The organism is Clostridium beijerinckii (assembly GCA_003129525.1).
Classification (GTDB): Bacteria; Bacillota; Clostridia; order Clostridiales; family Clostridiaceae; genus Clostridium; species Clostridium beijerinckii_D.
Map to the genome: position 1 here is coordinate 4113314 of CP029329.1, position 22076 is coordinate 4135389.

The 22076-nt window shown below is 31.7% G+C and carries 19 protein-coding genes; all 19 read right to left on the minus strand.

The window, feature by feature from the left end:
* Positions 1–57: 57 nt before the first annotated feature.
* Positions 58–246: a hypothetical protein gene (locus DIC82_18560; GenBank protein AWK52874.1), complete on the minus strand. Its 189-nt coding sequence runs from the start codon at positions 244–246 to the stop codon at positions 58–60.
* A 264-nt stretch (positions 247–510) separates the two neighbouring features.
* Positions 511–1350, minus strand: a complete 840-nt coding sequence (locus DIC82_18565; GenBank protein ID AWK52875.1) for a chemotaxis protein — start codon at positions 1348–1350, stop codon at positions 511–513.
* 83 nt (positions 1351–1433) lie between these two features.
* Positions 1434–1946 (minus strand): N-acetyltransferase, encoded by a 513-nt coding sequence (locus DIC82_18570; protein ID AWK52876.1) that lies wholly within the window; start codon positions 1944–1946, stop codon positions 1434–1436.
* Between the two features lie 90 nt (positions 1947–2036).
* Complete coding sequence (locus DIC82_18575; GenBank protein AWK52877.1) at positions 2037–2540, minus strand: GNAT family N-acetyltransferase; 504 nt, start codon at positions 2538–2540, stop codon at positions 2037–2039.
* 331 nt (positions 2541–2871) lie between these two features.
* Positions 2872–4290: a two-component system response regulator gene (locus DIC82_18580; GenBank protein ID AWK52878.1), complete on the minus strand. Its 1419-nt coding sequence runs from the start codon at positions 4288–4290 to the stop codon at positions 2872–2874.
* A 291-nt stretch (positions 4291–4581) separates the two neighbouring features.
* A complete protein-coding gene (locus DIC82_18585) occupies positions 4582–6552 on the minus strand; it encodes a hypothetical protein (protein AWK52879.1) in 1971 nt (656 codons plus the stop codon).
* A gap of 82 nt (positions 6553–6634) precedes the next feature.
* Positions 6635–8452: a two-component system sensor histidine kinase AtoS gene (locus DIC82_18590; protein ID AWK52880.1), complete on the minus strand. Its 1818-nt coding sequence runs from the start codon at positions 8450–8452 to the stop codon at positions 6635–6637.
* A gap of 217 nt (positions 8453–8669) precedes the next feature.
* Positions 8670–10196, minus strand: coding sequence for an acyl CoA:acetate/3-ketoacid CoA transferase (locus DIC82_18595; protein AWK52881.1), 1527 nt, complete (start codon positions 10194–10196; stop codon positions 8670–8672).
* 43 nt (positions 10197–10239) lie between these two features.
* Positions 10240–11178 (minus strand): 3-hydroxybutyryl-CoA dehydrogenase, encoded by a 939-nt coding sequence (locus tag DIC82_18600; protein AWK52882.1) that lies wholly within the window; start codon positions 11176–11178, stop codon positions 10240–10242.
* 202 nt (positions 11179–11380) lie between these two features.
* Positions 11381–12706 carry a TIGR00366 family protein gene (locus tag DIC82_18605; protein ID AWK52883.1) on the minus strand — a complete coding sequence of 442 codons (1326 nt, stop codon included), beginning with the start codon at positions 12704–12706 and terminating at the stop codon, positions 11381–11383.
* 569 nt (positions 12707–13275) lie between these two features.
* The gene (locus DIC82_18610; GenBank protein AWK52884.1) at positions 13276–13872 is read right to left on the minus strand and encodes a thiamine phosphate synthase; all 597 of its coding nucleotides are present in this window, start codon (positions 13870–13872) and stop codon (positions 13276–13278) included.
* A complete protein-coding gene (locus DIC82_18615) occupies positions 13865–15022 on the minus strand; it encodes a 2-iminoacetate synthase ThiH (protein AWK52885.1) in 1158 nt (385 codons plus the stop codon). The genes DIC82_18610 and DIC82_18615 overlap by 8 nt, the downstream gene beginning before the upstream one ends.
* A 15-nt stretch (positions 15023–15037) precedes the next feature.
* Complete coding sequence (locus tag DIC82_18620; GenBank protein AWK52886.1) at positions 15038–15814, minus strand: thiazole synthase; 777 nt, start codon at positions 15812–15814, stop codon at positions 15038–15040.
* A gap of 183 nt (positions 15815–15997) precedes the next feature.
* The gene (locus DIC82_18625) at positions 15998–16807 is read right to left on the minus strand and encodes a sulfur carrier protein ThiS adenylyltransferase ThiF (GenBank protein AWK52887.1); all 810 of its coding nucleotides are present in this window, start codon (positions 16805–16807) and stop codon (positions 15998–16000) included.
* A gap of 1 nt (position 16808) precedes the next feature.
* Positions 16809–17006, minus strand: a complete 198-nt coding sequence (gene thiS / locus DIC82_18630; GenBank protein AWK52888.1) for a thiamine biosynthesis protein ThiS — start codon at positions 17004–17006, stop codon at positions 16809–16811.
* A gap of 188 nt (positions 17007–17194) precedes the next feature.
* Positions 17195–18244, minus strand: coding sequence for an SH3 domain-containing protein (locus DIC82_18635; protein ID AWK52889.1), 1050 nt, complete (start codon positions 18242–18244; stop codon positions 17195–17197).
* Between the two features lie 222 nt (positions 18245–18466).
* Complete coding sequence (locus tag DIC82_18640) at positions 18467–19435, minus strand: diguanylate cyclase (protein ID AWK52890.1); 969 nt, start codon at positions 19433–19435, stop codon at positions 18467–18469.
* Positions 19436–19771: 336 nt separating this feature from the next.
* Positions 19772–21256: a hypothetical protein gene (locus DIC82_18645; GenBank protein ID AWK52891.1), complete on the minus strand. Its 1485-nt coding sequence runs from the start codon at positions 21254–21256 to the stop codon at positions 19772–19774.
* Positions 21246–21953, minus strand: coding sequence for a DNA-binding response regulator (locus DIC82_18650; protein ID AWK52892.1), 708 nt, complete (start codon positions 21951–21953; stop codon positions 21246–21248). Before DIC82_18650 ends, DIC82_18645 begins: the two co-directional genes overlap by 11 nt.
* Positions 21954–22076 lie beyond the last annotated feature (123 nt).

The following is a 22076-nucleotide window of genomic DNA, read 5'->3' on the forward strand; positions in this document are numbered from 1 at the left end:
TACTATTATGGCCTAATTATCACATGTTTTTAAATACCCTATTATCCATTTTTAGAATTATGATTGTGTTTTTTCTCCTGTAATTGCTATAATTTCTGTTTTATTTAGAAATGCAATGTTTTTATTAGCGTTTTCAAAGCAATATCCTGATACTTCACCTGTTGTTCCGCTTTTTGATATTTCATATTGTTCACATTTAAAATCAATTATTACCCCATTTGTAAGATATATTTTTATTAAATACATTGTTTTACTTCCCTTATCAAATTTTAGTATTGAACTTTCCTAATTTTGATTTTATAGGCTTTTACTCCTCTTCTAATATTCTATTTGTTGTATAATATAATTGTGTATTTTTACTTCCATAACATCTCATCTTTTTTGATTATACTTAAAAACTTAGAATTGTGTAGCAAAAAAAATATCACACTTTCATTTCTGAATAATGTGATATTTAAATCTGCTACTTATTTTTGCTTATACATACTAAGTTTGTGAATTAAAAGACTCTTATTTATTCATATCTTCAGATAATTTCAAGAGACTACTTGATACTTCGCTTAATCTCTGACTACTAGATGCAATTTGTTCTGCTTGTGCAGCCTGTGCTTCACTTGTGACAGAAAAATTACTTAATACATCTACTATGGAGTTTGTATTTATTTTAATCTGTGCTAGTGTTTCACTAATTTGTCCTGTTGGATCTTTACTATTAGTAGCAAGTTTTCTTATTTCACCAGCTACAACATTGAAACCTCTCCCATGTTCACCAGCTCTTGCTGCTTCAATTGCTGCATTAAGACCTAATAAATTTGTGGTATCTGCTATACTTTTTATATATGAAATTATACCATCCATATTTGCAATACTACTTTGAGTTTCTGTTACTAAATGGTTAACATTTTGACTATTTGTAGATAATTCCTGCGTAGAAGCAGCCAACTCCTCCGAAGATGCCGCCAACTCTTCTGAAAATGCCTGTAATTCATTTGCCATTTCATTTATTTCATTTTCTTTTTGTAAAGAAATTGCATATGTTATTGTTCCAACTACATTCTTGGTACTTGGATTAATTACTGGTATTGCATAAGCAGTAATTGGAAAACCAAAAGTTTCTTTTGGGTAACGTAACGATTGCCTTTGTCCTGTTCTCATAGCAATTTCAGAAGCCCCTCCCTTTACTATTGCCATATCCTCGTTAATACTTAATTTAAAAGTTTCTGCCTGCTTAATCAATACATATTTTTCTTTATCTGTTATTCCTATACCTACATCAGATACGAATAGCGTTGGTAAAACGCTATATACTGTTTTTAGTGCCTCAAAAAATTCTTCATCATTTGTGTTCATTGTTTACTTCCCCCTCGTAACTTTATTATCGTAACATTATACAATCCTTATTCTAAAGTAAATCTCTTCTTTCGCTTACTAATTTATTCTTCTAATGGTTTTTTAGGCCCAGCTAAATCCAATTGGTAAAAAGCAAGGTCTAGCCATTTTCCAAATTTAAATCCTGCTTTTGTTACTGTACCGGAATATTTAAATCCAAATTTTTCATGAATTTTTATACTATTTTCATTCAAACTGTCAATACATGCTACCATAGTTGCATATTCATTTTTATTAGCAATGTCTATTAATTCTTTTAATAAAGTCTTTCCTAATCCCAAGTTCCTATAATCCTTATGAACATATACAGAATGTTCTATTGTATATTTAAAAGCTGGATAAGCTCTAAATGGCCCATATGTGGCAAATGCAATAACTTTGCCATTTTTCTCAAATACTAATAATGGGTGTCCATCTTGCTTCCCTTTTTCATACCATTGTATCCTATCATCAAGAGTATGAGGCTTATAAGCATATATAGCCGTTGTATTCAATATCGCGTCATTATAAATTTCTAGAATATCCATTAAATCTTTTTCGTTTGCTTCTCTTATCATTTTTTTGTTCCTTTCACAATAAATTAGCTTTTCTATATTTTAACATCTTCCTTATAATACGTAAAATTGTTTAATTATTATTCTAATAACTTATAGTATTTTTTCAAAAGCCACTCTTTTACTTTTATCTTCTAAATAAATTATTCCACAGAACTGAAACTTGTTTTTCTTAAGCAACTTTTGCATAGATATGTTTTCTTCGTGTGTATCTATTTTGATACTATGTACACCTTTATTCAAACAAAGTTGCTCTACATTTTTGATGATTTGAGATGATAAGCCTAATCCTTTATATTTGTTGTCAACAGCTATTCTATGAATAACTGCATATTCATTATTACTAATCCATTCACCTTCATAAATGGAGTCATATGTTTTTTCTTTATCAAAAGAAACTGCTACTGTCGCAGCAATATTATTATCTTTTAATAATACATACCCATTTTTATTAGCAATATCATTACCTATTGTTTCAACGTTAGGATAATTATCCTGCCATTGATTAATTCCTTGTTCTTTAAAGTAAGCTTGAGCCTGCTTAATAATGTTTATTATATTATCAACATCTGTTTCAACTGCTTTTCTAAATTCCATTTCAATTCTCCTTTATATTACTTGAGTAATTTATACTTTTAAATATATGACTTCCGTATTCGCTAACATATTTCTACTTTATTAATCTATTACTTTAAAAATTATATGTTAAATTATCCTTTCCTGATTATAATGCATGCGTTCATTGATGAGAAGAACCTATTCTCATCCTTTTCTATACTCTTTTAAAAATTTAAATTCTCCCCATTTGATGCGGCACATAAAATTAACCAAACAGGATTACTTGAATAGTAGACTGTTTGGTTATTCTATATTTTCTAACTTATTCTTAAATTCGTGTAAAAAGAGTTGGTGTAACTCTCTTTAATCATTAATTGCGATTATTCCCATTAATTTTATAAAGAAGGGCTCTTCGTGAAATCTGAAGGAGTTTTGCAGCATGTGTGTGGTTTCCACTTGTTCGTTCTATAGCTTCGGAGATGTGACGTTTTTCTGCTTCTAACAATACTTCTCGCAAAGGTTTGAAATAACCATCTATCATAACAATGTCACCCCCCTCTTCCACATCTTCTACTTTTATATTAAGTGGAAGATGTTCCGGCAAAATAACACGAGTGTTACTCATAATAATAGCGTGTTCCACTGCATTTTCTAATTCTCTGATATTTCCTGGCCAAGAATAGTTACGAAAAATATCCAAAACCTCCGGTGCAAAAAACATATCATTTCGTCCTACTTCTCCCGAAAAACGTTTTAAAAAGTAATCAGCTAGCAAAACAATATCCTCTCCCCTTTCGCAAAGTGGAGGTAAACATATTGAAACAACATTAAGTCGATAATATAGATCCTTTCGAAATCGCTTTTCAGATATCTCTTTATCCAGGTCACGGTTTGTTGCTGCAATAATACGCACATTCGTATGAAATGTTTTCGTACCTCCAACACGTTCAAATTCCTTATCTTGCAACACCCTAAGAAGTTTTACCTGAAGATTTGGACTCATCTCCCCAATCTCATCTAGAAAAAGTGTCCCACCTTCCGCCAATTCAAATTTCCCTGGTTTTTGAAAAAAGGCACTTGTAAATGCTCCCTTCTCATGCCCAAATATTTCACTCTCTAATAAACCTTCTGGAATTGAACCACAATTCACTTGAATGAATGGTTTTTCTCGCCTGTCACTGGCATAATGAATAGCCTTAGCGGCCATTCCTTTACCGGTGCCACTTTCTCCTGTTAACAATACCGTAGCTTTTGAATTGGCTACTCGACCAATGATTTTATATACTTCTTGGATTTTAGAGCTTTCCCCAACGATTTTACATTGCTCCGTTGTTGTCATACTCATCTCTTGTACTTCCTGCGTAAGGTATACAACTTCTTTAGTCAATTGTTGCATGCGAATAGCTCTATTGACAATAATCTTGACTTCATCAAGGTTAAAAGGTTTCAATATATAGTCATAAGCACCGTGTTTCATAGCATCAACTGCAGTTTCCGAACTTCCAAATGCGGTCATAAGAATAATTGGTAAATTAGGCTTGATTTTGTGAATTTCATAAAATGCCTGCAACCCATCCATATCTGGCATACGGATATCAAAGATAGCAACATCATAGTAATTTTCCTGTGCCATACCAAGTGCCTCTTTCCCATTTTTAACGGTATCCACTTCATATCCTACCTTATTTAGTGCTGTTTGAAGCACCATCCTCAAACTTAGCTCATCATCAGCTACTAAAACACGAACATTTTCTGTCATATTGTAATCAGCCTTTCTTTTTATAAACATATTATTAATCTAATTTAGTTATACAACATTTTACAATATATATCAATATTCAACTAAATTCCATATTTTAAATAATTTAAATTATAGTTATATATACTAATAAATATTAAAGTAAAATTTATAATAACTAAATAATAAATTTCGCATAAGAAAGCTTATCATCTTGAGATGAAACACATCTATAGTTTAAAAAAAGTTAAAATAACTTGAATGTTTTTCTTCCAAAATAAACAGCCGAAAACAAAAAAATATTACTGAAAAATAAAATTTCCAGTAATATTTTAATTATTATTATAATTTAAATTTACTTATAGCTTCATGCAAATCTTCAGATAACTTTAGTAAATTCTGGCTTGATCCGGCAATCTCATGCATTGATGCACATTGTTCTTCTGTTGTTGCAGTTACTGTCTGTGTTTTTTCTGCAGTGTCACTACTAATTTTTTCTATTTCATAGGTTGAAGTAACAATCTTATTACTGTTTGATGATATTTGATTTACTGTCTCAGATACACTTTTTACTTGCACTGCTACACGCTCAAATGCCTGTGATATTTGACTAAATGCCTTACCTGCTGAATTTACAACATCAGTTCCATTTCTAACTTCTTGGGTACCTTCTTTCATTACAACTATAACATTATCAGTTTCTTTTTGAATATCACCAATAAGTTTTGCTATCTGCATTGATGCTACATTAGACTGCTCAGAAAGCTTTCGTATTTCTTCAGCCACTACTGCAAATCCTTTACCTGATTCACCTGCACGTGCTGCTTCTATTGCTGCATTTAGTGCTAAAAGATTAGTTTGTTCAGCTATAGTCGATATTGTATCTACTATCTGTCCTATTTCCTTTGAACTTTCACCCAATATTCCAACTACAGTTGCAGAACTGTTGACAGCTTTTTCAATCTTGCTCATCTGAACAATTACTTCATCAACAGCTTTACTTCCTAATTGTGCAGCATTTGCAGTTTCTCCTACTGTTTCAATCATACTCTCTGTATTATCTGCCATATTCTTTATTTTTTTATCCATCTCTTCAACGGCACATGATGTTTGATTTACAGCTTCCATTTGTTTATTAGCCCCTTCTGATACATCCATAATAGTTGTTGCTATATGATTTGCTGCATCCGAAGTTTGCTCAGAACTTTCAGTTAATTGCTTTGAAGCAGTTGATACATTATCTGCTGAACTTGAAACTTGTTCAATAAATCCCCTCAAATTTATTATCATATTTTCAAAGGTCTTAGCGAGCCTTCCAAATTCATTCTTTGAATTAACCTCCACCTTTGTAACACTAAAGTCGCCATCTGAGATGTGAAATGCCATATCTTCTATGGTTTTTAATGGTTTTAGCATTTTATTTAACATAAATAGAAATAAAAATATTACTATTATTAAAGTGATAATTAAAGCTAAAGCTGATTTAAAAATTTGTTGTACGAGTGGTCCAGTAAATTCACTTTCAGATGCCATCAGACTGATTGTCCAATTAATTCCTGGAACAGTTGTATATGAAATATATTGCTTATTAGAAGCATAGTATTCAACATTTGTTTCACCTCTGAATATATTTTCATATATTTCTTTTAATTTTGGTTCAATTTGCTCATCTTTCAATGGATTATATTTTAAAATTAAATCATTATCAGGATTAGCAATTACTGTTCCATCTAATAAATTTAGTGAGGCATAACCATTTTCTTTTACTTTTATAGAAGATATGTATTGTACTAATTCATCAAGTTTTACATTACCACCCCAGATAGCTTTAATAGTACCATTGACCTTTATTGGAACAGCAACAACTACAGCCATTTTCCCATCGGCCTTCCCAAGCAAAGGATCTGATATTACAGTTTTTCCTGTAGCTAGTAATTCTTTATAATAAGGTCTTTCACTTATACTTCCTGTTGTCCCCGTAGCAGAATACCAATCTCCATTAGCATCTGAAATCCAAAATGCACTATATATAGGAAGACGACTTGTTTCAGAAGACATATAATCCATTATATCCTCCTTAGTTCCTTTTAAGAAAATAGGGGAATTTGCAATACTTTCCATTTCTGCCTTTCTAATATCAAGCCATAATCCAATTTCTTTAGCTGTTGATTGAGTGGTAGAAGTCATAGTTGTCTGTACTTCTTTATCAACCATCTGTTTTGTTCCGATATAACTTGTAACTTCGAGTACAGTCATAGATAAGCAAATAATAGGAATAATAACAACTGTGAGCAAAGTCTTAATACTTTTCATCAAATCATCCAATCTTTTTATAATTTGTGTAACGTTATAAATTACTTTTCTTTGTTTTTCTATATCTCACTTTACACGATACTTACTTAATTACACTTTCATATGGTAAATATATTATAAATGTACTTCCAATACCAACTATACTTTCAACTCGAATGTATCCTTGGTGAATTTCTATAATTTTATTACTAACAGCAAGTCCTAGACCCGTACCTGTATCTTTTGTAGTAAAAAAAGGATCAAAAATCTTTGGTAAACTATCCTGATAAATTCCTTTTCCATTATCTTCAATAATAATCTCAATCCCTTTACTCATTCCTTGTGTTGCAACTGTGATTTTTCCGTTTTCTTTAGGAATAGCTTGCATCGCATTTAGTAATAAGTTAACTAAAACTTGTTTAATGAGTTGGGCATCAACAGAAATAGCTCCAATTGATGGATCAAAGTGCTTTTCTAAAATAACAATCTCCTTTTTTATACTCGGTAAAAGTAAAAGGAGTGTATTTTCCACAAGTTCGTTGATATTGGTTGATGTCACATAATGTTTTGAAGGCTTAGCAAAATACAAGAGATCTTCAATTACGACGTTAAGACGATCAACCTCTTTCAATACAATGTCTCCAAAAACTCGAGTAGAATTATCCTTTGGCAATTCATCCACCAAAATTTGCACACTCCCAGAAATAGCTGATAAAGGATTACGTATTTCATGAGCTACACCGGCAGCAAGTTCCCCAACTGCAGCAAGACGATCTACTCTCCTTACACAATCCTCAAAAGCCTTATGTTCTGATAAATCTTTGAAAACTACAACTACACCTAATATATCCTGATTATTATGTAGCATAGAAGTGCTAACACTAATGGGAACAATTGTACCGTCAGAACGAGTAAATTCCAATTCATATCCAATAAAGTTTTTACTTGAATGCAAAGTTTCTTGCAATATATCAGGGACTTTAACATACCTAGAGAAAAGGTTTTTATAATTAATGCCAATCACATCTTTACTTAATCCCATAATACACAAGGCAGCAGTATTTATATCAGTTACCTTTTCATCATTATCAATTGTAATAATTCCATCTACCATGCTTTCCATGATAATTTCTGTATGGGAACGAGTATTCATTAAACTTTGAGCCATTCCATTGATAGCAGAAGCGATCTCTCCAAATTCTCCATTAATCTCTGGAAATCGGTAATTAAAATCCCTACGTAAACCCGATAGTCCCTGAATAATGTCCCGAACCGAATTAGAAACTCTGTTTGCCAAAGTCATACTTATACTTAATCCTGCCACTAGTGCAATAGCCAATACCTTGTACATTGAAACTTCCATATCATTTATCTGATTCTCTATATTTTCCGTCATTTCGTTAGCCCATACGTATCCGATTACATGATTATCTCGAATAATCGGAACCATAGCATTTAAAATATTACCTCTCACCATCTTGCCACTTGCAGTCAAAGGTATCATTTTTTCCATTACTTCACGCCCTAAATGTTCTTCACTTATTGATTGTCCAACAGTTGAGTCATATTCAGAACTTGGTCCATATGTAATAATACAATCGAGATCTTTAGAATAATAACCAGCTCCTACTCCTGGATTTCCTGAAACAATTTTCTCTGTAACCCCTGATAATTTTTGGTTTAGTAATCGTACCTTCTCGTCATGGGAAGCATTCTCAGCTTCTATAGATAATAATGATTCAAAATCACTTTCCATACTAGCATCCAAAGTTCTTGCTATTCCATAGAGCTTACTTTCCTTCTCTGAATTCATAGCTTTTTCCGCACTATGAATTAATATATAGCCACTCCCCATAAGGGGTACTATCGCTGCTAGTGCAAGAATAATCATAAGCTTATAACGCATACTAAAAAGCCTCATCAGAATACCTCCCCATAAACATTAATATTTTAGACATATAATATATCTTATTTTTAATTATTATATGTATCCATTCTCGTGTCAATCAAAAGCAAAGCCTTGCAGCATAATAATTAGATCACCCCACTAAGTAGGTATTTGTATTAAAATCTACTTAGCGGGGTATTTATGAACAAGGTATATTCTTTCAATTGCAATTAAGAACTTCTTAAATCAACTATTTAAACATATTTTCATCCATAAGCTTTAATTCAGGAGATATTATTGGCTTAAACTCCATATGAGCTAGAACATCGTTTTCTAAATTTACTCCTGGAGCTATTTCTTCTAAAACTAAGCCGTCTGTAGTTAACTTAAATACAGCTCTTTCTGTAACATAAAGCACAGTTTGTCCGATGCTTGATGCATATTCGCCACTAAAAGTAATTTGCTCAACAGCATTTACAAATTTCTTAGCCTTACCTTCATTTTCTATTGTTAATTTGCCATCTCCAACTTTTACTTTTAACCCACCTGCTGTAAATGTACCGCAATATATTACTTTCTTAGCATTTTGAGTTATATTAATAAATCCACCACAACCAGCAACCTTAGTTCCAAATTTACTAACATTTATATTACCTGATTTATCACATTGTGCTAGTCCTAAGAAAGCTGAATCAAGGCCACCTCCGTCATAAAAATCAAATTGGCTAGATTGGTCTAGTATACACACTGGATTTGTTGAAGCTCCAAAACTTAATCCACCGGCAGGTACTCCACCTATTCCACCAGGTTCTACAGTTAAAGTCATTTGATCTCCAATTCCTTCTTCATTAGCTACAATAGCTATTCCTTCTGGAATTCCAATGCCTAAATTAGTAACAGCATTTGGTACAAGTTCCTTAGCACATCTTCTTGCTATCACCTTTCTTTCATTAAGTGGTAATGGTTCTATTGAATCTACTGGCACTTTAGTATCTCCGCAATATGCTGGATTAAAGCTTTCACCAAAAGTTTGCATATGATTTTCTGAAGATGAAACAACTATAGCATCAACATATATTCCTGGTATTTTAACTTTTCTAGGATCAAGTGAACTTTTAGCTACTACCTTTTCAACTTGAAGTATTACTATTCCCCCGGAATTTTTAGCAGCTTGAGCCATTGCTGTCGCATCAACTGTTATAGCTTCTTTTTCCATTGTTGCATTTCCATCTTCATCTGCATAAGTAGCTCTTAAAAGCACAACATCTATAGGAAAAGCTTTATATAACAAATATTCCTTATCTTCAATGTTAATTAATTTTACAATATCTTCTTTTGTAACTTCATTAAGCTTACCGCCTTCAATTCTAGGATCTATAAATGTTTTTAATCCAACATGAGTAATTGTTCCCGGTTTTCCAGCTGCAATGTCTCTATATAAGTGAGATATAACGCCTTGAGGTAAATTATATGCTTCTACTTTATTTTCCAAAGCTAGTTTTTGAAGCTTCGGTGTCAACGCCCAATGTCCACCTATTATTTTATGAACCAAGCCTTCATGACCAAGATGATTTAATCCTCTGTCCTTACCATCACCCTGACCAGCAGCAAAAACTAATGTTAAATTATTAGGGACTTGCTTTTCTAAATAATGTTTTTCTATTTGTAACGTAATCTCTTCTGGATGAGCAGATCCAACAAATCCACCCACTGCAACAGTAGCTCCATTTTTTATTAAACCAACTGCTTTTTCTATGGAAATTACCTTTGACTTCATATTAATCCCCTCCATTTCATTTCTTTAGTTAATAGCATTTTGTTTATTTCTTAGCATCTCTTTCTAAGAAATATAGAAGTACTTCTGTTCGTTCCTTTTGTCTTTCATTTAAAAATTCTTGTGACCAATTATAGAAACCTTTTTCACTTTTTGATCCTACATTTCCTGCTTCAACCATACCTTCCATTAACTTAGATGGTTGAGTATAATTACATAAATCTTCAAATAAGTATGAAGATATATTATGGAATATATCTAATCCACCTAAATCTGCACTGCATAATGGTCCAGTAGCTGGAAGTCTTCTCCCATGACCATACTCCATAGCCTTATCTACTTCCTCAGGCTTTGCCCAGCCTTTTTCTACTATATATAAAGCTTCTCTAAGAAGTGCCAATTGTAGCCGATTTCCTATGAATCCTAAGCATTCCTTTTCCATACGAACAGATTTTTTTCCTATATAATCAACCCATTCCATAACTTTTACTATTGTATCCTCTGATGTTTTTTCTCCTGGAACTACCTCAACTAAAGGAATTAATTGTGGTGGATTCCAAAAGTGAGCAACTGCTATTCTCTCAGGATATTTTGTATATTTAGCTATCTCAGTTGGACTAAGTCCTGAAGTGTTTGTTGCTAAAATTATACTCGGTGGACAAATCTCATCTAATTGCTTAAATATTTCTTGTTTAAGCTCTAAATTTTCTGCCAGCGATTCTATTATAAAATCAACATTCTTTGCAGCTTCTTCAATGCTTTTAACTCCTTTTATTTTATCTAAAATTTCTTCACATCGGCTATCATCTAATTTTCCTTCAGCTTTCAAAAGATTTAAACTAGACTTTATACTATTAAACCCTCTTTCTAAACTTTCATCTGTTCTACCATACATAACTACATTTAACCCTGCCTTAGCAGAAAATAATGCTATACCATGTCCCATAGTTCCAGTACCTAATACTGCTATATTTTTTATATTCATTCTTATCATCCTTTCCATATATTTTTTGAATGATTGTATAATTTCATAAACTAAAAAGATTTATAATATTACTTTAATACATGTAGATTTCACATATTTTTACAGATTATAGTTCTAGGCTATTAACTGATAAAAATATGTGTAAATCTGCAATCACTAGATGATTTATAAGTTCTAGATTTAAATTTTACTTTTTAAATTATTAAAATAAAGCTAAACCAACACCAAAGATTAAAGCACCTACAATTAAGGTTGTTACGCAATATCCCATAATATCACGAACTTTTAATCCTGCTATAGCTAAAGCAGGTAGTGCCCAAAATGGTTGTGCCATATTCATCCAAGCTTCACCGTATGCTATTGCCATAGCTGCTTTCCCCATATCTGCACCAAGTGCTTGTGCAGCTGGCATTATAAACGGTGCCTGTACAACCCAGTGTCCGCCACCAGATGGAACAAAGAAATTAATTAATCCTGAACTTAAGAATGCAAATATTGGGAATGTATGAATATTCGATATGCTAACAAAACCGCTAGTAATCATGCCTCCTAATCCTGACAAATCCATCATACCTTGTATTCCAGCATAGAACGGAAATTGTACCATTATGCCAGCTGTTCCTTTTGCTCCATTGACTATAGCTTGCATATAAGATAAAGGACTTCCATGAAGAATAATACCAGCAAAGAACATAATCATATTTACAGCGTTTACATCCATAGTACCATTATGCATGAAGTAATAAACCATATATGAAATTCCAAGAATACCAATTAACCATGCAATAATTTTGCTGTTTTCAACTCGTACAGCAAATGTCTTTTCAGTTGCAATGTCAGTATTAGTAGCCGCAAGTTCATCTGCTGCTAGTAAAGCTGGGTCAATCTCTATAACGTCTTCGTCTTTGGGCATCATCATCCTTGTCATTAAAGGTAATACAATTATTAAAGCAATAGTTATAAAGATATTAAACGGTGAAAAAATAGTTTCACTAAGAGGAATCAATCCTATAGCCTTTTCCATTGGATTCCCTTTAGTTGCTGCTAAAAGAGGAATTGAACCAGATAAACCTCCATGCCAAGTCATAAAACCAATGTAGGCACTTGCAATTAACAAACGATAATCTGTACGTGGTACCTTTTTTGCAACTTCTTTTGCAAGTAAAGCACCAACAATTAGACCAAATCCCCAGTTAATAATATTAGCAACCGCTGCAACAAATGTAACAAGCATAATACCTTGAGCTGGTGTTTTAGGTACACCTGCAATCTTTTCCAAAATACGTTTAATAGGCGGTGAACTAGCTAATGCATTACCAGTAACTAAAATTAGCGCCATTTGCATACCAAATGCTAGAAGATTCCAGAAACTCTTACCCCAAAATCCAATCATATCAATAGGAGTATGGCCAGTAAATATAATACCTGAAACAAACATAATTAACGTCAAAATCATTGCAAAAACAAGTGGGTCTGGAAGAAATCTTTGAACAATAGTTGTAAAAAATTTAGATAAAGATTTTATCATCTTTTTTGCCTCCTTTAAATTTAGTAATGAACAACAAGCTTGTTTAATTCCTACACTTTACTTAAATAGCAATATATGTGCCAAATTTGCCTTTATAGGATTTTAAAAAGAAATTTTAAAATTAATGTCATAAAAAATGGATTTTCACTTGCCTAGAGACACTTAAGCGATTTAAAATTAACCAAAGTTATTGGATTTAAACACAAAAAAAGTTCACACTTATTTTTCTTTTAAAAAACAAGTGCGAACTTTTTGTATGTTGTATGTGCAAAACCATTCACACTTTCGTAATTGGTATAACTACTTTTGCAAGCTAAATACTATCAATAGCGTAAATGATGAAATACATTCCAGTTTCCATTAATAAGACTAAAATAACCCACCACAACACATTTTGTGTTGTCATGGGTTTCATTGTAGAGGTGAAATACGATTTTCGCATCCTCAGCTTACCATATTTCCAATGATTTTTAACGTTTGGACATTATCTGTTTCGATTTTAGTTATCAATATTTTTAGTGGAATTTTTTATCATCTGATATTTTTATCATCATGTATACATTTGTTTTTTATATAAATTCACTCGGATTTTTGCAATTCATTAATCCTGACATAATGCAAATACCATCTGCACCAGCATTAATAACTTCTTGAGCATTTTTAGGTGAAATACCACCAATAGCAAAAACCGGTATATTTACTGAGCTGCATACTGATGATAAAAAACTTAACCCTCTTGGCTCAAGATCTTTTTTACAATCAGTCTCAAATATATGGCCTGCTGTAATATAAGTTGCACCTAACTTTACAGCTTCTATTGCTTCACTTACTGAATGAATAGACACTCCAACTTCATCAAATTCTTCGTAAATATCAAGCTTAGATTTTAAAACATGCAGCGGCAGATGAATCTTTTTACAATTAAGTTCTTTTGCTACATTATAATAAGTATGCAATATACACTCTGTATTATTATTTTTACATATCTTTAATACCTTAGTTGCTAAATCTCTATATTCATTTTCTGATAAATCTTTTTCTCTAAGTACTATACTTACAGACTTAATCACTGTGTTTTTCTCATTCAATAAACATATGTCTTGTATCTGTGTTAAAAAGTCATTATTGCACAGATGACGATTGGTAATTGCTAAGATTTTATACATATATATAATCACTCATAACTGATTGAAGACCTTGATTAACAATTGCATCAGCTATTTCTTCTACTGTACGTGGGTCCGAAATCTCAAATTGTTCGTCACCTCTAGCCTCTTCGTTGTCACTATGGCCACCTATTCCAACTGAAACTCCAGCTGAAATTTTAGTTGCTGCAAGTCCAATTACATTATCACGAAAATTAGCACGTTCACGAGTTGATATAGTAATGTTTGCAAAAGGCAAAAATATTCTATATGCAGTAATTATCTGTAGAAGCTGCTTCTCATGTACATCTTTTGGATTAATTTTATCATTATTGATTATTGGACGTAACCTTGGACATGAAAGAGCAATTTCAGCATGAGGATACTTACGTTGAAGAAGGTGTGCATGAAGTCCTGTTGCAAAAGCATCCTTACGAAAATCATCTAATCCGAGCAGTGCTGCAAATCCAACACCTCTCATCCCACCTTGAATAGCTCTCTCCTGTGCATTAAAACGATAAGGAAAAATACGTTTGTGTCCCTCTAAATGTAATGTTTCATATTTATCTGAATTATAAGTTTCTTGGAATACAGTAACAAAATCTGCACCACATTCATGTAAATATGTGTATTCATCTGAGTTCATTGGATATACTTCAAGGCCCACCACCTTAAAATATTTTCTAGCTATTTTGCAGGCTTCACCAATATAAGTAACATCAGACATACTGCGGCTTTCGCCAGTAAGAAGTAATATTTCTTGTAGCCCAGTACTCGCAATACATTGCATTTCTTTTTCTATTTCTTCTGCATTAAGTCTCGCACGCTTAATTTTATTATAACAATTAAAACCACAATAAATACAATAGTTTTCACAATAATTGGCAATATAAAGTGGCGTAAACATATAAATTGAATTCCCAAAATGCTTACGTGTTTCTAATTTAGCACGCTCAGCCATTTCCTCAATAAGAGGAATACCTGCTGGCGATAATAAAGCTGCAAAATCCTCAATATCTAATACGTCTTTCTTAAGAGCCATAATCACATCTTGAGCTGTATATCTTTCAGAATCATAAGCTTCCATTTTTGAGATAACTTGATCCATAACATTAGATTCAATTACCTCCATACCCTCCATATATTTCATATGGTCAACACGTTGTTCCATTTTTATTTTTCCTCCTTAATCTTCAAGAAATCCAGTTAATGGTGATGAAGCTGAAGCACCCTTATCAAGTACACTACCAAGCCCTGAAAGATACGCGCCTCTTCCAGCTTCTATTGCCTTCTTAAAAGCATTGGCCATAGCTGGAATATTACCTGCTGTAGCAATTGCAGTATTAGCCATAATAGCAGCAACTCCCATTTCCATTGCCTCACAAGCCTGAGAAGGTCGTCCAATTCCTGCATCTACAATAATCGGAAGTTCAATTTCATCAACTAAAATTTTAATAAAATCACGAGTACTTAGCCCTTTGTTTGATCCAATAGGTGCAGCAAGTGGCATAATAGCTGAAGCTCCTGCATTTACCATATCTCTTGCAACATTTAAATCTGGATACATATAAGGCATTACTATAAATCCTTCTTTTGCAAGAATTTCAGTAGCTTTTAATGTTTCATAATTATCTGGCAGCAGATATTTTGAATCACGAATAACTTCAATTTTAACAAAATCTCCACATCCAATTTCGCGAGCTAAACGTGCAATACGAACTGCTTCTTCAGCATTACGAGCCCCTGATGTATTTGGAAGTAATGTAACGTTTTTAGGTATATAGTCTAAAATATTAGCAGTGCCACCTAAATTAGCACGACGTAATGCTAAAGTAATTATCTCAGCACCAGCATTTTCAACTGCTGCATTTATTAAATCAAGTGAATATTTCCCAGATCCTAATATAAATCGTGAATTAAATTCATGTCCACCTATAATAAGCTTATCATTATTATTTTCCATGTTTTCTTCTCCTTTATCTTCTTATTGTTTTACTTTATCTGATGTCTAGCCACTGTAATACTCGCATCTTCTATTAAAGTGCGAGCTAACAGTGGCACGACCCTAGACTAGGTACCCCTTGAGGGTATTAGTTCAACTAACCTTCAGTGGAGATTAAAACTCCCTCTGAAGCTAAGTTTCACTTTATATTTCTTCTATTCCAAGTATTAATCTTAGAACCATATTTGCTTGATGGCCTGCGCAAATAGATACACGTGGAGCCATCAGACCTCTCCCCACCATAGCCCCATTTTCTCTATCACCACACAAATAAAAATTATCTGTTATTTTTTTTGTAATTATTGTATTGCTACTTTCATACCCAGCCATCCCTGAAGCTGACACAATTTTCTTATTTGGAAAACATTCAATAACAGTATTTACAAGCATAGCTTTAGCTGTTGGATTATCAAAAGCTTCACAAATAATCTCATCATCTTCAAATAAACCTTTAACATTTTCTTCTGTAATTTTAACAGTATCAATAGTTACTTTAATAAATGGATTTATTTCTTCAATTTCATTTTTTAATGCATCTGTTTTATATAAGCCAAGATGTTTAATTTTATATTGCTGACGATTTAAGTTGCTTGGTTCTACAATATCAAAATCAATTAAATGTAAGTTGCCTACTCCTGTTCTTGCTAAACTTACAGCTATATTAGAACCAAGACCTCCAAGTCCAGCAATTGCTACCTTGGAAGCTTTAACTTTTTCAAATACATGTGGAGTATGTCTTGCACACATCAAGCTTTCGAATTCATCTTGCGGGGGCATTTTACCTTTTTCAATAAAGCTCACTTCATCATTTTCACTAAGCTTATAGTCGTCAAAAGTTTGAAATCCGTTTAAAATAGATATTATATTTTTTTCATCATCGTAATGCTCTCTGCGTAAATCATGAAGAGTTAAACTATTACTTGTTACTGTCTTACCATTAATTTTTATATTCAAATCAGCCGCCTCCTACAAAACTTACAACTTCTATAACATCACCATCAGTTAATATTTTTTCTTCATATTGAGTTTTAGGAACAATAGAACCGTTACATTCAACTGCAACTAAAGAAATAGTATAACCTTCTTTTACTAAATAATCAGATAATCTCAAATTATCTGCATTGCTTATTTTATTGCCATTTACAGTTATCATAATTCACCTCCCCAAAGTTTTGACGCACAAAAAAGGCCACAAAAAGAACTACACCCGTGGTGGTGTACCCCTTCATGTGACCTTTGTATTAGTCATCAATCTGTAACATATTGTACCAACATAATCATATAATGTCAATATAGTTTTTTGTTTCCTCTACAATACCAAGTTTATGTTTTCTAATCCTTTTATCTCCAATAAGTATCGCTTAATCCATAATTTTTATCTAAATAAAGCACAGAGCCATGAACTATTCCTTTTCCATTTACTATAGCCATTTTTCTTGAATTAATATCTTTAGCATTATTAGTTGAAGTATTTGCTACAGCATTTGCAATAACCTTAAGTAAATCTTTTTCAATCATATTAGGATCTTTCTCAAAAGCAGTCTCAATAACTTTTGATGCATCTGAACTTATGCTTCCATTCTGTACAACTATATCAAAAGCAAGAGCAAAGCCCCTTACTGTCTTTAAATTGTACTTATCACAAATAATCATTGCTTGTCCAATTTTATATGCTTCAGCATCTGATTCAATATCTATAAAGTGTTGATTTTTTGTCAAACTAACCAACTGTGAATACCAAGGCTCAGAAATTGTATTTCTTGAATTATTAATACTCTTTGCCCATTCAAGTTGATTTTCCTTCGTATCAAGTATCATATTATGAATGCTATCATAGTTTGTTCCAAAAATGATTTTCATTTCTTCATTATATTCTCTATCCATTCTATTAAGCAACGGCTGCAAAGTACCTTGTCCAATACACCATTGAAGGTATCCTAAAGATAAACCTTGTCCATCAAAATTACCTGCTATTTGATTAGAATTTGCAACTTCAAATTGCTTACTTATATTTCTTGCAACATTAACTACATCCTCTGTTGGAGAAGTATAATGTTGTATATATGCATCACTTATGTAGGCTATGTTATTGTTGTATAAAATTTTATCCCATACTGTACCATTAGTATCTATGGTGGTACCTAAAATTTCAATATTGTCATAATTATATAAATATCCTTCTACTTCCCCATTTAGGTTAGGAGATGATCTTACTTTTAGATCAATTTGAAGTTCTGGATTATACACATATCCTTTATTATTCAAGGTATATTTTTCAGTTCCACTTTTATCTACTGTTGCTGCACTTACACTAACTCCACCAAATGAAATGCTACTTGCAACAATTAATATACTAAGTGAACTTAAGAGTGTTTTTTTCTTAATTTTCATCTAAATCCTCCATTATAAATATCTTCTATATTTCACAACATAATTATATAAGTGCCATATACTTTCCTCACCTTAAAGCTAGTCATGAGGAAATTAATGCTCACTTAATAATCAAATAATCATTTTATTTTACATCTTTAATAATTTCTTTATTAATTATGCTTGTACTATTTATTTTACAATATAAATATGTCATTATTGTGCCAAGTAAAAAAAACTGTATCAATAAGACTCACTACTAAATAAACCTGCACCTTCTATGATTTCTTGCTCCATAAATAAACTAGAAACTGCTTCTTTATACTCACTCAACTTTTGTGACTTCTTTATTTTTTTAGCATATTTCTTATTATCTGAGAATATGTAAATCATATACCCCAATAGTTCTTTCATTTTAAATATTGCATTTCTATCTTCATTAAATAATTCTATATATTTATTTAAAATTTCATCATGAAAATCTTTCAACACTACTTTATCTATATTAGTATTATTTTTAATCTCATTCATTAATCCTGGATTGGCCAATATTCCTCTTCCTATCATTATTGTTTTTACTTCTGGGAAAGTTTTTATGAATTTATTATTATCGTGAGCAGTGAAAATATCGCCATTATAACATACTGGATTAGTACTTAATGCTAATGCATCTTTAAATACCTCTAAATTAGGTTTATTCCCATAAAAATCCTTTTGTGTTCTAGGATGAATAATTAATTCTTCCATAGGATATTTATTATAAATTTTTATTAACTCATAAAATTCTTCTGGATTATCTTTTCCTATTCTAGTTTTTATAGAAATTTTCATATTATCCATTTTAAATATTTCATCTAAAAACATATCAAGTTCTTCTCTTAGAGCCAGAAATCCTGAACCCCTATTTTTTGAAACAACCGTTCCAGCAGGACAGCCTAAATTTAAATTAACCTCGTTATAACCTAATTGTTGTAATTTACTAGAAAGTGTAATGAAACCTTCTGAATCATTAGTAAGTATTTGAGGCACTATATTCATACCTTTATTATTTTCAGGCAAAGCATCCCTTAATTCTTTTGTTTTAAGACTTCTGCTTTTATTGGTGACAATAAAAGGTGTAAAGTATTTATCAATATTACCAAAAAACTTTTCATAAGTATTTCTATATATATATCCTGTAATTCCTTCCATTGGTGCTAAATAATATTTCATTTAATAACTCCTTTATAAAAACTTTCTAAAAAGTATTATATCAGCTTAATCTTTTCTTATCTACTTCATTAATGAAATTGGATTGTTGCAAAACGGTTGTTTATTAAAAACATTTGTATAAAAGATCTGCTATTTCATATGAATTTTGCAAAAGGGACTGTGCATAACGAATTTTTATTCATTGTGCAACAGCCCCTTCTTTGTTTTTTTAATGATTTTCATTAGTAGAATATTTCTTTTTAGAACAAAATCCTTAAGCTTTAAGTATCTCATGTCTAAAACCTAGATATAATTTCATTTGTACATCTCTAATACAAATTTCACTATTAAAAAGCACTATGAACAAGTAATTAGACTAAAACTAAAAATAGAACCTTTTTCAAGTTCACTTTCTACCCAAGCCTTCCCGCCCAATAGTTCGATTATCTCCTTTACTAATGAGAGTCCCAAACCAGCACCTTCTTTTGATAATTGTCTTGTTTCATCAATTTTATAGAATCTTCCCCACACTTTAGTACAATTTACAGATGAAATCCCTATACCAGTATCAATAATATGTACATAAACATCATCTACATTTTGCTCTGCTTTTACTGTTATACTTCCCCCTGCTGAAGTAAACCGTACTGCATTTGTAATGTAATTAATAATTACCTGCTCTATTAAATCCTCGTCTCCCCAAACCATTGGAAGCTTTTCTGGAATATCTAATATTAATTGAAGCTCCTGATCCTCTATTATTGGTTTAAGCTTCATAACTGTCCTGTTAATAACTTCAGAAATATTTAAATCTTTTCTATTAATTTTAATTTGTCCAGATTCAATTCGTGACAAATCTAAGAGACTATTTACCAATCTGTGCATCCTAAGTGTTTCTTTTAATATAATCCTAAGATATTTTCTTTCTTCTTCCTTGTTTTTTACTACACCATCGAGAATAGCTTCAACATAACCTCGTACTGAAGTTAATGGTGTACGAAGTTCATGAGAAGCATTTGCAACAAATTGCCTTTGTAATTTTTCCAGCGTAACCATTTTATTTTTTTCATCTTTTAAATCATTCATTGTCTTATCTAGTGTTGCCATCATATAGTTAAATGCCTCTGTAAGTTTGCCAATTTCATCAGAAGAATATACTTTGGCTTTCTTAGAAAAATTGCCTTTGGAAATTTCTAAAGAAATTTCAGTTATTTCTTTGATTGGTTTTGATATTGCCATTGAAATAAAATAGCTTACAAAAACTGAAATAAAAATAGCTATAATACCAGCAATAATAACAATCTTAAAAGTTTGCATAATACTATTAATAATATCCGACAGTGGATTACAAACGAAAATAGCTGCTTCAACCTTATCCTCTACATATATAGGCAAGGCCACTGAAAGCACAGGTTCATTTACAAATTTTATTATTCCTTTATTGTAAACTACTTCGCCTTTGAGAGCTCTTTCCACCTGATTACTATTTGGACATAACTCGTCAGCATGAGTTAATTCATCAGTATGGCTTAACTCATGAGATTCACTGGTACTTCCACTAATAATTGCATTGCTTTTATCTACTATCCACATATGGCTAATATTGATTTTATTAAAGTTGTCTACTAGTTCATTAACTTTTTCTATTTCTTTATTTTTAATATAAGGACTTAATATATTAGATATTTCTTTACCTTGGGTAAGAAGCTGTTGTTCTTTTACATTAAAATAATATTGACTAAAAAATATATAAAAAAACAAGCTTACTATTACAATACTAAGAAGCGTAACTAAAGCATATGTTCCTAAAAGTTTGCTAAAAAGATTCTTCTTAATTTTCATTTTTTATTACCTCAAACTTATAACCTACTCCCCAAACTGTATGAAGATATGTGTATAATTGTCCTTTTTCTATCTTTCTGCGCAAGCGCTTAATATGAGTATCAACAGTACGTGAATCGCCTAGATAGTCATAGCCCCATATCTTATCTAGTAACCTTTCCCTAGTAAAAACTATTCCTGGATTATTAGCTAAAAGCCACATCAATTCTACTTCCTTAGGCGTACTTACTATTTTAACTCCACTCACAATGATTTCATATTTAGAAAAATCAATAACAAGCTCAGGAAATTTGAGAGCCTCGCTCTCCAAAGCCTCAGATTTAGTTCTTCTTAAGATTGCTTTCACTCTTGCTGTTATTTCTCCTGGCGAAAATGGTTTAGTAACATAATCATCTCCACCTAGATTTAACCCAAGTATTTTATCAGATTCTTCACCTTTAGCTGATAGCATAATTATTGGTGTATCCATATCTTTTCTTAATTCTTGTGCAACTTGCCAACCATCTTTGAATGGCAACATAATATCCAAAATAATTAAATCCGGATTAATTTTTCTAGCAAGTTCCAATGCTTTTAATCCATCTTCAGCTATCTGTACTATAAATCCCTCCGCTTCTAAATACAATTTTAAAAGTCCTGAAACATTTTCTTCATCATCTACAACTAAAATTGTTTTTTTTACAAAATTACCATTCATTATCCATATCCTCTCTAAATCATATATATATATATCAATTAATAATTTACAAATTTTATATTCATTGTTTATAGTATCATAGAGTTATTCTAATAGCTGTGATTATAATCACCAAAATATATT